Here is an 11,916-nt window from a genome sequence, read left to right on the forward strand (position 1 = left end):
GCCGTCACCATCGGCCGCGCGAGCGGGATGCGTCCGCCTCGTCGCTCTCGGTTGAGCGCCCCGCGGGACCCCGTCGCCGTCCTGAGGGAGTTGGTGGACTTGCGTGATCGTGGAATGGCCTCGCCGCTGCCGATATCGACCGGTACCGCGTCGGCGTACGCGGAGAAGCGGTTCGGTGGCGGATCCATCGAGGACGGCTACGACTCGGCCACGTGGGCCTGGCGAGGCGACTTCGGCGACGGGACCGATCGATCGTTGCGGTACGTCCATGGGTCGACGCTGTCGTTCCAGACATTGCTCGCCGCGGCCCCGCTCGTCGACGAGACCGAGCCGTCGAACGAGAAGAGCCGCTTCGGGATTCTCGCTCGAAAGCTGTGGGACCCGTTGCTGACCGCCGAGAACATGGGGAATGCATGACAGCCGCCCACGGATTCGACCTGCTCGGCCCGATGCCGACCGGAACGACCGTCCTCGAAGCCAGCGCCGGGACCGGCAAGACGTACGCGATCGTGGGGTTGGCCGCGCGCTACATTGCAGAGGGGATCGCCGAGATCTCGGACCTGCTCCTGGTGACGTTCAGCCGGGCCGCGACTCAGGAACTCCGTGATCGCACCCGTAGCAGGTTCGCGTCGATCGCCCGGGACCTCGCGGACCCGAACATCGCTCGTGCATCTCGGGATCCACTCGTGGCGTTTCTGGCAGCAGTCGACGACGCCGAAGTGGACCGGCGGCGTCGACGGTTGCGAAGGGCGTTGTCGGACTTCGACGCCGGAACCATCGTCACCACCCACAGTTTCTGCCAGCGCATGCTCGACGGGCTCGGCATCGCCGGCGAGCGCGAACCGGAATCGGCCTTCGTCGAATCGGTCTCGGACCTGCTCGAACAGGTCGTGGACGACCTGTATCTGCAGATGTTCAGCGGTGCCGACGAGGCACCGGCATTCAGCAGGCGGGATGCTCAGCAGTTGGCGTCGGCGGCCGTGGGCGACCAGCAGTCGATTCTGTATCCCGACACCGAGGACCTGGACGACGACAACCGCGAGCCCGCGCTACGTGTGCGGTTCGCCCGGGAAGCACGCCGGGAGATCGAACGTCGCAAACGCCTGCTCGGGGTGCGTGACTACAACGACCTTCTGGGACTTCTGCATTCGGTGTTGTCCGACCCCGTCCACGGCGAGGCCGCCTGCGCACGAGTGCGAGACCGGTTCCGCGTCGTGCTGATCGACGAGTTCCAGGACACCGACCCGATGCAGTGGGACATTCTGCGGCGGGCGTTTCACGGCTTCACGACGCTCATCCTCGTCGGCGATCCGAAGCAGGCCATCTACGCGTTCCGCGGAGCCGAGGTACTGAGCTACCTCGACGCGGTGCAGACCGCAGACCACCTCTACGAGCTCACTGCCAACTGGCGTAGTGATTCGGGGCTGCTCGACGCCCTGCACCATCTGTACGGTGGCGCAGCCTCGGTCACGACGACATCGTGGTACACCGAGTCGAGGCGCGAAACCCGCTCTCGCGCATGGTCGGGCACCCTCCCTTGCGGTTGCGCTATCTCCCCCGAACCGGCGCCGGTCCACTGCGGCAGGGTTTTCCGGCAGTCGACCGACTCCGATCCCGCGTTGCGGCAGACGTCGCGGCGGACATCGTCGAGCTGCTGTCCGGATCTGCCGTGATCGAGCGACCCGACGGCCCTCGGGTGATCGAACCGCGGGACATTGCCGTGTTGACCCGAACGACCAAGCAGGTGGCGTTGATTCGGGATGCACTCGACGCGGTCGGGGTCCCGTCCGTCGTGTCGAGCAGCACCAGCGTGTTCGGCACCGAGAGTGCCCGACACTGGCTGTGGTTGCTGCAGGCGATCGAGCAACCTCATCGCACCGATCGCGTACGTCTGGCCGCCTTGACTCCGCTGCTCGGGTGGACGGCCGCGCAGCTCGACTCCGGAGCCGAGGACGCGCTGTCCCAGGTCAGCAGTCGGCTGCGCGAGTATTCGGTGCTGTTCGACGAGGCCGGGTTCGCAGCAGTCTTCGAGCGGGTGTCGGCCCAGTCCGGACTCGACGCCCGGTTGCTCGCGGTCGAAGCCGGTGAGCGCACCATGACCGATCTGCGGCACATCGCCCAATTGCTCAATCGCGCAGCGGTATCCGAGTCCTACGGGATCACCGCCCTCACTCGCTGGCTGACCGACCGCATCAAGGAACCGGCAGCGGGCGGGTCGACCGACCGCAGTCGTCGACTCGACAGTGATTCCGCAGCAGTGCAGATCATGACGACACACGGCAGCAAAGGGCTCGAATTCCCGGTCGTCTATCTGCCCTACGCCTGGGACACGTTGTACTTCAGCAAGCCGTCGACGCTGTTGCTGCACGAGAACGGCAAGCGAATCCGAGACGTCGGCGGACCGTCCGGTTCGGGCTACGCGGCCAGAAAAATTCTCAACGACCAGGAGGAGGCAGGCGAGGAACTGCGACTGCTCTACGTCGGTCTCACCCGCGCCGAGTGCCGGATCGTGCTCTGGTGGGCACCGGGCCGAAACACCGCGACGTCCTCGCTGCACCGCATGCTGTTCGGACGCATCCCCGCAATTGCGCTGCCGGAGCCGTCGTACAAGGTTCTCGACGACGCGACGACCGCGAACCGGCTCCAATCCTGGGTCGGGTCGGCAGCCGGGCTCATCTCGGTCGAACCGGTGGGGCCCGGTGAGCCGTCCACCGCACACTGGATTCGTCCCGAGCAACCGCACCTCGACGTCGCTGCCGCACGATTCGATCGAACCCTCGACCTGCTGTGGCGTCGGACGTCGTACTCCGCGTTGACAGCTCACGCTCACGACGCCGCGCCCGGCCGGCCCGAGGTAGGAGTGACCAGCGAGGCCGAGCATCCCGAGAAGACGGACGAGCCCACCGAAACGTCGGTGGGCGGCGAATACCCGGGAAGCGAGTACACCGACGAACAGCTGGACGGAATCGCGTCTCCGATGAACGGCATGCCTGCCGGCGCGGCGTTCGGAACGCTCGTCCACGAGGCACTCGAACACGTCGACACGTCCGCACCCGATCTGCTCGCGGAACTCGAACGTCGCTGCGCTGCGGCGGTCGCGTCGCGGATGGCGGAAGTCGATCCGGTGGCGTTGGCCCAAGCCCTGCTACCGGTGATGCAGACACCGTTGGGATTCGGGACGCTGGCGGACGTGGCACCGTCCGACCATCTGGCCGAGCTCGACTTCGAGCTGCCCCTGGCCGGCGGCGACGATCCGGTGGCGGACACGGTCACGTTGAAGTCCGTGGCGCGCCTGTTGCGTTATCACCTGGATCCGGCGGACGTGCTCGCGTCCTACGCAGATCTGCTCGATGATCTCGAGGCGACACCGCTTCGCGGCTTCCTCACCGGGAGTATCGACTCGGTTCTGCGCGTGTCCGGACCGCGGTACGTCGTGGTGGACTACAAGACGAATCGAATCGCCAGAGGCGATCTGACCACCGGCAACTTCACGCGCGAGAAGATGGCCCAGGAAATGATCCGCTCGCACTACCCGCTGCAGGCAATCCTGTATGCCGTTGCGCTGCATCGATATCTGCGATGGCGTCAATCGGATTACGACCCGCAACTACACCTCGGCGGCATCCGATACCTGTTCGTGCGGGGCATGGTCGGACCGCAGACCCCCGCCGGCTGCGGGGTGTTCGACTGGAATCCGCCCGCCGCCCTTGTGGTCGAGCTGTCGGACCTGCTCGCCGGGAAGGTGGCCCGATGACCGGCGTCTCGATTGCGCTGCGCGGCAGTGGAATTCTGCGCGCGTTCAATGATGTGGGTGTGCTGTCGGCATCCGACGTGCACGTGGCGTTGCGCCTCGGTGCCCTGGCCGGGGAGTCGTCGGAGCACGTACTGCTCGCCACCGCTCTGACGGTGCGCTCGGTACGATCCGGCTCGGTGTGCCTGGATCTGCGACGACTGCGAGACGTCACCGTCGACGAGGATTCGGACGTCGATCCGAGCGCACTTCCGTGGCCCGAGCTCGATGACGTGCTCGGAGCGCTGAGGGTGAGTCCACTGGTGGTCGGCAGTTCGAATGGGCCGTTGAGGCCGCTGAAACTGGTCGACACCGATCAGGGTGAGTTGCTGTATCTGGACCGATATCATCTGCAGGAGAGCACCGTCCGAGATCTCCTCGACGTGCGTTCGCAATCCCATCCGGCCGCTGATGCCGTCGAGATCAGCGGTGCCTTGGCCGAGCTGTTCGTGGACGAATCGGGTGCACCGACGGCGGCTCCCGATCGGCAGCGAATAGCGGCGGCTCTGGCGGCGACGCAGTGGACCACGGTCATCGCCGGCGGACCCGGAACCGGAAAGACTCACACCGTCGCGAGAATTCTGGCGCTCCTCGTACGCGAACACGGCCGCGATCTGCGCATCGGGCTGGCCGCACCCACCGGCAAGGCCGCGGCCCGACTGCAGGAGTCCGTGTCCGAACAAGCCGGGCTCCTCGGACTTCCTGCGGACCTGAAAGCGATGACGCTGCACCGACTTCTGGGATGGAAGCCCGGCAGCAAGACGAGGTTTCGGCACGACGCCGAGAACCGACTGCCGTACGACGTCATCGTCGTCGACGAAACCTCGATGGTGTCTCTGACGATGATGTGTCGGCTGCTCGAAGCCGTGCGTCCCGAGTCTCGGTTGATTCTCGTCGGGGACCCGGATCAGCTGACGTCGGTGGACGCAGGCGCGGTGCTGGCAGATTTGGTGGCCAGGCCGGTCACCGGGACCGAAAACCCGGTTCTGGCGCAGCTCGTCGACGCGGACTTCGCCGCCGCCGAGGATCCCGCAGAAGCCGCTCTGAGCGCATTCGAGCGAGACCGACTGCGTGGTGGCGTCGTTCGGCTCAGTCGTGGTCGACGGTTCGGTGGAGCTATCGCTCGCTTGGCCGTGGCCGTGAGGGATGGCCGGGGCGACGATGTGATGGCGTTGCTCGAGTCCGGCGCGGATGAGATTTCGTTCCAGGGCCCCGACGACGTCGACGCGCTGCGTTCGGACGTGATCGACACCGCAGCCGAGGTCACCGCCGCCGCTGTACGCGGAGATGCCACCGCAGCACTGCTCGGGCTCGAGAAACATCGCCTGCTGTGCGCGCACCGCGAGGGTCGGTGGGGGGTCTCGCGGTGGGACCGGCAGGCGATGGAGTGGGTAGGAGAAGGAAGCGGAACGTTTCTCGATCCCTCGCTCTGGTACCCCGGTCAGCCATTATTGGTGACGGCCAACGACCACGAGGCGAGGATCTACAACGGGGACACCGGCGTCGTGGTGTTGGGAGACAACGGAACTCCGATGGCGGCGTTTGCCCGAGGTCGTGGCCACGTGTTGATTCACCCGAACGTGCTCTCCTCGGTACATACCGTGTACGCAATGACTATTCACCGCAGTCAGGGCAGTCAGTACGACACCGTCTCGGTTCTGCTGCCCGCCGAGGCATCGACACTGCTGACCCGAGAACTGCTGTACACCGCCATCACCCGCGCACGATCGCACGTACGGGTGATCGGTACCGAGGAGGCCATCCGCGCGGGCGTAGAACGTCAGGTGCTGCGGGCGAGCGGCCTGCGCCGACAGATCCTGTAGTTCGTTCAGATCCCGTTCATCACCGGCACGCGTGCCGGTCTGCCCTCGTCACGGCGTCCATGCTGTGTGCGACCAGGAGCCAGGTGCGGGCAAGGCTCTTCCATACCGCGACCGAGGTATCCCGACTCGCGTCGTCGGCAGGGCGAGCCCGAACAGCGGCCGATCTGTGCAGCGAGAGTGCTCGAGCTTTCAACGCGTCGATATCGCCGTCGGCGCATACCGATCGAACGGTGTGCGCATCGACGCGCCGACCGACCAACTGGCACAACGCTTGCAGCGACTTCAGCTCGGCAGGAACGTCGTCGGATGTCTCCGACGGAGTTTCGGTCGCTGCGCCGGTCGTGCGACCGACGAACCCGCGCTGCAGGTCGACCGGTCCCGACGACGCACCGTCGGCCGCGACGCTCCACACGCTCAGGAACGACGGATGCGGGACGTTCCAGATCTCTCGGAACGCTCGCGTGATCATCTCCGCGACGAGCGCCGCATCTGCTCGGGTGTCGGTTCGCGTGAGGTCGATGATCGATCCGTCTGCGACCGGCTTGCCTCGATCCAACCAACCGCAGTCGAGGAGCTGCACATCCATGGCCGTTGCGTCCTGGGCATCCGGGTACAGCAGTGACGGCAGCGCTGCCACCGACACCAGCACGTTGCCGTCCGTCGCGGCCACATCGATGTACGGCCGCAATCCACGCTCTCCTGGGCTCGCCTGAGCGGCGGTAACCGTGATGTAGTCCCGCCTCGGCAAAGTCCTAAGACGGGCATGCAGGTTTTCGGTGAACGTGGCCCACGCGAGGGCGGTGGTGGAGTCGAAATGGCCGTTCTGCAGTGCGGTCACGATGCAAACCCTCTTCTCGGACGAGAACTGATGCCTGTATCCGAGACCGTAGCGAGAGGGTCCGACAAGAACCCGAGTCAGTAGACGTCGCGCAGGTAGCGCTTGGATTGCTTGAGGTCGTTGACGTAGTCCTCGGCGGCATCGGGGGAGAGGCCACCATGCTCGGCGACGATCTCGTGCAATGCCTCGTCGACGCCCTTGGCCATGCGAGCCGCATCGCCGCACACATAGAGCTGCGCACCCGCTTCGAGCCACCCGTACAGCTCCTTGCCTGCCTCCCGCATGCGGTGCTGGACGTAGATCTTCTGCGGTTGGTCGCGAGAGAAGGCCAGATCGAGTCGAGTCAACAGACCGTCGCGCTCGAAATCGACGACTTCGTCCTCGTACAGGAAGTCGCTGGCTCGATGCTGATCGCCGAAGAACAGCCAGTTCTCGCCTGTCGCGCCCCGGGCACGACGCTCGTGCAGAAAAGCTCGGAACGGTGCCACTCCGGTTCCAGGACCGATCATGATGATCGGGGTGTCGTCGGACGGGAGGCGGAACGATTTGTTGGCCGACAGGAATACCCCGGCCTGGTGTTCCTCCCCGACGCGATCGGCCAAATACGTCGAGCAGACACCACCGCGATCTCGCTCGGCCGACCGATATCGAACTGTGGACACGGTCAGATGCACGGTGCCCTCGTGCGCGATCGGCGACGACGAAATCGAGTAGACCCGGTGTTGCAGAGGACGCAGCAAGCCGAGGAATTCGGCTGGATCGAACGCTCCTGACCGATCCAGATCGAGAACGTCGACGACGTCCCGACCCCACGTCCAGGCGTCGAACGACGCGCGGTCGCCGTTCTGCAGAACGTGATCGAGCTCGGCGTCACCGGCGCGTTCGGCCACGGCCTCGATCAGATCCATGGACGGGATGCCGATCTCGTAGTCCGTGGTCAAAGCATGGGCCAAGGTGATCTCGCCGGATTTGGTGTGGACCGCGGTGTCGGCGGGCACGCCGAGGCGCTCGATCACAGCCGAGACCAGCGCCGCGTCGTTGACGGGTTTGACGCCGAATCCGTCGCCGGCCTCGTAGACGATGCCGCTCTCGCCGAGTGCGATCGAGAAGTGTCGAACTTCTTTGGCCGACGTGGGGCCGGAGAGGCGTCGGTTGCTCAGAATCTGCGCGCGATAGGGATTCTTCCGATTCCACGGTGAGCGCTTCGATGCGGTCTTGGTGGCGCCGAGATCGCCGGTTCGAGCGTCGATGTCCTGTACCTGCCTTGCGGTAGTCGTCTCTGTGCGTCGACTGGGAGGTCGACTCGGTTCGAACACTAATCGGGACCACTCACTCGCGGTGCAGGACCTCGATTCCGTCGACGGAGAAGACGACGTCGTATCCGCTCGCCAGCGCCCGGCCGACCGCCTGACGATCGCCGGTCTCGTCCGTCGGCCAACCCGCAGGCCGCTGCTGGTTGACGACGATCCACTCGGGGACGGTCGAATCGGTCGTGCGCTGCGGAAAGACCGACACGTCGTGGTCGGCGACGAGTTGGGCCACGAGGTTGTTCGACGCCGCAATTCGATCACCGGCGGGAATCCACTCGGAGATATCTCGGGCGGTCGCTGCCTGCGGATCGATCGTCCATTCCTGCGCGTGCACCACACGTGACATGGGCAGGAACGGCAACGCGACAACTGCGAACGCGGCCACGAACGCGACGATCAGCTTCCGGCCGCGTTCGGTGAGCTGACCGTGCCGGTGGCTACGCGCCAATGCGTCGAGCAAGGCGACGAACACGATGACCATGAGGATCGCGTTGTAGTGATAGATCGGCTTCCAGAAGTTGGTGTTGTCACTGAGAAAGCGCCACGCGACCGTCGGGACGGCGACCAGGAGCAGTGGCGATCGCAGGGCGAAGAACCCGGTGACCGCGAGCAGCAGAAAAGCGGTGGCCGCCCGTGAATCGCCGGCAACCAGACCGTGCGCGGTGTCGGCGATGCCTTCACCGAGCGGAGGCAGCTTCGAGCCCTGGTCGTACGAGTTGTCCGAGCTGAGGGCCGGGATGATCACCTTGACCGCGAGAACTACCCAGGTCAGTCCCCAGACAGCAGTCAACGCCCCCAGGATGCGAGTGCGGCCGCTCGTCCAGAGCGCGACCAACGCCCCGACGACGATCACCGTCAGGCCCATGTCCTCTTTGACGAACACCAACGGTAGAGCCCAGGCCAGGGCCGGCAGCCAGCGCTGTCGAACCAGCGCGACCATCGACACGGCCAGTAGGGGCATCGCGAACGCCACCTCGTGGAAATCGAAGTTCAGCGCGGCCTGCACGCCCCACGACAGCCCGAACGCCGCGGCCGTCACGATGCCGACGACCGTGCCGAATTTCTGTACCGCCAGTCTGCTGATCGGAATCACGGCAAGCGCGAACAGCACGGCCTGGGCGATCAGCAGCGTCTCGGCGTGTGGGAACACCCGGTAGAGAGGTCCCAGCAACGCGGTGATGGGCGAGAAGTGATCGCCGAGCGTGTTGTAGCCGGTGCCGAGTAGGTCGGACGTCGGCGCGCGAAACTGCGAGTACGACGCGATCTGCTGAACGAATATCCCCAGGTCGAATCCGGATGTTCGGAGCTGGCGATGGCCGAGGACGGACATCACCGAGTACAGGGTCGCCAGCACGGCGAACGAGACGGCCGGCACCAGAGTCTCGGCGGAGCGGATTGTCGAGCGCCGGTCTGTGGTCGCGGTTTCGTCGGTCGCTGTGTCGACACTGTCGGCATCGGTGACGACCGTGGATTTCTCGGTAGTGGTCACGAGGAGGCATGTCTACCGGACCGACGTGAGATGTTCCTGAGAACCGCCGGTCAGCGCTTGCGCTTCTTCGCGGGCTTGCGTCGTGGCGGCTGCGAAGTGAGGTGATAGTAGAGCGCATCCTCGGAGTCCTCGACCACCACATCGATGAAGTCGCCCACTTCGAGGTAGTCGTTGACGGCGATCCGGTCGGTCGAGCCGATGACCGCTTTCACCGATCGTGCGGGAACCAGGCCTCTGCGGCCGTCCGGTCCGACGGCGAGTGCATACCGTGGACCGGTGCGGGTGACCCTGGCGCTGATGAAGTCCGGATCCTTCGGAATCGGGTCGGCCGCGAGCACGCCCCCGTCCTTCGACGCGGCCGTCAACGAGTCGAGCTGCGCGGCCAGATCGTCGGCCATCGCATCCACCTGATCGAGCAGGTGGGCCATGTGCGCGGCGTAGTCGGTGTGCTTCTTGGTCGGCTTGAGTGCCTCACCGGGCTTGTACATGTCCTCGTGGGTCAGCTCGCCCCAGGCGTCCTGCAGGCGCGTCTTGACCTGAACTTCCACCTTCACATCGAGATCACCCTGATGTGTTGCCACTCGAACGACCAGCACGGCGTGGTACGCGCGGTAGCCACTCGGCTTGGGAAAGGCCACGTAGTCGGTGGGTGGTTGCGCGAACCGTACAGAGCATTCCGGGTCGTTGCACGCGCGCTCGAGCGCAGCGACGAACGTCAGTTGATCGCGCGGGGTCTTGCACAGCACCTTGACGCCGACGAGATCGGGCAACGCCTCGGCGACGGCATCGGCGTCGGTCGGCTCGGTGATGCGGCCCTCGGAGAGATAGCGGCGCAGTTTGTCGGCCGATCGTCCCGGGTCCTTGATTCGTGCCGTCTGCGCATTCAAGCGGTCTCGATCGACGTCCTCGAGAATCTCGTCGGCGATGGTCTCGAGGAAATTCTGCGCGGTGACGAGAGCGGCTTCCCACGCTCGACGGCGCTGCAGGTACAGCTCTTCGACCAAGTCGTCGATACTCGTTGCCGATGTCACGATGCCGAGGTTAACGCAGAAGTGTCGGCAATCCTTTCGGCGGCGCGCGTTCGAGCTGTGGCGCGCGTGTGTCCGGTTTACGCTCTACCGCATGACCGTGGCCTCGGAACAGAAGGACGACTTCGTCGAGCAGTTCGATCCCTTTCGTCGTGAGTTGCTCGCGCACTGCTATCGCATGACCGGGTCGATCCACGATGCCGAGGACCTGTTGCAGGAGACGTACATTCGCGCGTGGCGTGGGTACGCCAAATACGAGGGCCGTTCGTCGCTACGAACATGGCTGTACCGAATCGCAACCAATACCTGTCTCACCGCTCTGGACGGCCGGGCGAAGCGTCCCTTGCCGACAGGCTTGGGTGCACCGAGTTCGGGCCCCACCGACGAATTGGTGCAGAACAACGAGATTCCGTGGCTCGAGCCGATCGCCGATTCCGATCTGGCGGATGCGAGTGATCCCGCCTCGATCGTGGTGGCCAAGGAATCCGTGCGACTCGCCTTCGTCGCCTCACTGCAACATCTGTCGTCGCGGCAACGCGCGGTGCTGCTGATGCGCGAAGTGTTGCAGTGGAAAGCGTCGGAGGTTGCCGAGGTTCTCGCAACGACGACGACCGCAGTCAACAGCCTCCTGCAGCGAGCACGGGAGCGCCTCGACGAGATCGCGCCCGAGCTCGACGATGTCGAGCCCATCGAATCCGCGGAATTGCAGAAACTTCTAACGCAGTACGTGGAGTGTTTCGAGAGCTACGACATCGACCGACTGGTCACCCTCTTCACCTCGGACGCGGTGTGGGAAATGCCGCCGTTCGTCGGGTGGTACCAGGGTGGCGAGACCATCGGATCTCTCATCCGGAACAACTGCCCCGCGAACGGAGCAGGCGATATGCGGATGGTGTCCACCTCTGCCAACGGTCAGCCCGCTTACGGGCTGTACATGCTGGCCGAGGACGGTGTGCACCGGCCGTTCCAGCTGCATGTTCTCGATGTCGATGCCAGAGGGGTCGGGCATGTGGCCTGCTTCTTCGATCTGACACTGTTCGATCGATTCGGTCTGCCCGACCGCCTCTAGACGAACGGCCGTTCAGCTCTCCGAGACGGCCGACGGATCCATCCACATCACTTCCCACACGTGGTTGTCGAGGTCGCGGAACGCCCGGCCGTACATGAACCCGTGATCCTGGGGCTCCATCCACTTCGATCCACCGGCGGCGATCGCCGCGTCGGTCAGCGAATCGACTTCCTCGCGGCTGTCGGCGGAGACGCACATCAGCACCTCCCGGGCCGAGCTCGTGTCGCAGATCGAGTCGGAGATGAAGTCCTCGAATCGCGAGGTGGCCAGGAACATTACGGTCGCCTGCTCGCTGACGACCATCGAGGCGCAGTTTTCGTCGCTGAAGACATCGTTGAACTCGAATCCGAGACCCTCGAAGAATGCGCGGGTGGCGACGACGTCGCGGACGGGCATGTTGGCGAACAGCAAACGTGACATGGATACACACCTTTTCTGGAAGAACCTGCTGCGTCGAACCGTCGATCAACGGTCTTGCTCGTACTGACAGCTGTCGATCCGAAAAGTCATCGGGTGCAGATGTGCCGACACGACGCGACCCCGCCGAGCGGATGCTCGACGGGGTCGCG

General features: G+C 65.0%; 6 protein-coding genes and 3 pseudogenes. 4 read left to right on the top strand and 5 right to left on the bottom strand.

From position 1 onward, the window contains the following. The 3 genes and pseudogenes from RHBS_RS16280 to recD form a co-directional block, all read left to right on the top strand. Window positions 1-417 (top strand): annotated as a pseudogene (locus tag RHBS_RS16280) (exodeoxyribonuclease V subunit gamma); the annotation flags it as partial. Beyond that, window positions 414-3,754, top strand: a pseudogene (locus tag RHBS_RS16285) (UvrD-helicase domain-containing protein). The pseudogenes RHBS_RS16280 and RHBS_RS16285, both read left to right, overlap by 4 nt. Then, window positions 3,751-5,613, top strand: a complete 1,863-nt coding sequence (gene recD, locus RHBS_RS16290; RefSeq protein WP_128646033.1) for an exodeoxyribonuclease V subunit alpha — start codon at window positions 3,751-3,753, stop codon at window positions 5,611-5,613. Before RHBS_RS16285 ends, recD begins: the two are co-directional and overlap by 4 nt. 19 nt (window positions 5,614-5,632) lie before the next feature. Here recD and RHBS_RS16295 read toward each other — a convergent pair whose 3' ends face one another. The 4 genes and pseudogenes from RHBS_RS16295 to RHBS_RS16310 all read right to left on the bottom strand — a co-directional run bounded on the left by RHBS_RS16295 (window position 5,633) and on the right by RHBS_RS16310 (window position 10,281). Continuing rightward, window positions 5,633-6,451, bottom strand: coding sequence for a hypothetical protein (locus RHBS_RS16295; protein WP_128646034.1), 819 nt, complete (start codon window positions 6,449-6,451; stop codon window positions 5,633-5,635). Between the two features lie 77 nt (window positions 6,452-6,528). Continuing rightward, window positions 6,529-7,737: pseudogene (locus RHBS_RS16300) on the bottom strand (sulfite reductase subunit alpha); the annotation flags it as partial. A 43-nt stretch (window positions 7,738-7,780) separates the two neighbouring features. Next, window positions 7,781-9,250 carry a DUF2079 domain-containing protein gene (locus tag RHBS_RS16305; RefSeq protein ID WP_128646036.1) on the bottom strand — a complete coding sequence of 490 codons (1,470 nt, stop codon included), beginning with the start codon at window positions 9,248-9,250 and terminating at the stop codon, window positions 7,781-7,783. Between the two features lie 50 nt (window positions 9,251-9,300). After that, window positions 9,301-10,281: a GTP pyrophosphokinase family protein gene (locus RHBS_RS16310; protein ID WP_094613371.1), complete on the bottom strand. Its 981-nt coding sequence runs from the start codon at window positions 10,279-10,281 to the stop codon at window positions 9,301-9,303. A 91-nt stretch (window positions 10,282-10,372) separates the two neighbouring features. Between RHBS_RS16310 and RHBS_RS16315 the strand changes: the two genes are divergently transcribed. Further along, window positions 10,373-11,347, top strand: a complete 975-nt coding sequence (locus RHBS_RS16315) for a sigma-70 family RNA polymerase sigma factor (protein ID WP_128646037.1) — start codon at window positions 10,373-10,375, stop codon at window positions 11,345-11,347. 12 nt (window positions 11,348-11,359) lie between these two features. On the opposite strand, the gene RHBS_RS16320 is transcribed toward RHBS_RS16315, so the two are convergent. Further along, window positions 11,360-11,767, bottom strand: a complete 408-nt coding sequence (locus tag RHBS_RS16320) for a VOC family protein (protein ID WP_121872986.1) — start codon at window positions 11,765-11,767, stop codon at window positions 11,360-11,362. Window positions 11,768-11,916: the final 149 nt, after the last annotated feature.

It is taken from the genome of Rhodococcus sp. BS-15, assembly GCF_000813105.1.
Classification (GTDB): Bacteria; Actinomycetota; Actinomycetes; order Mycobacteriales; family Mycobacteriaceae; genus Rhodococcoides.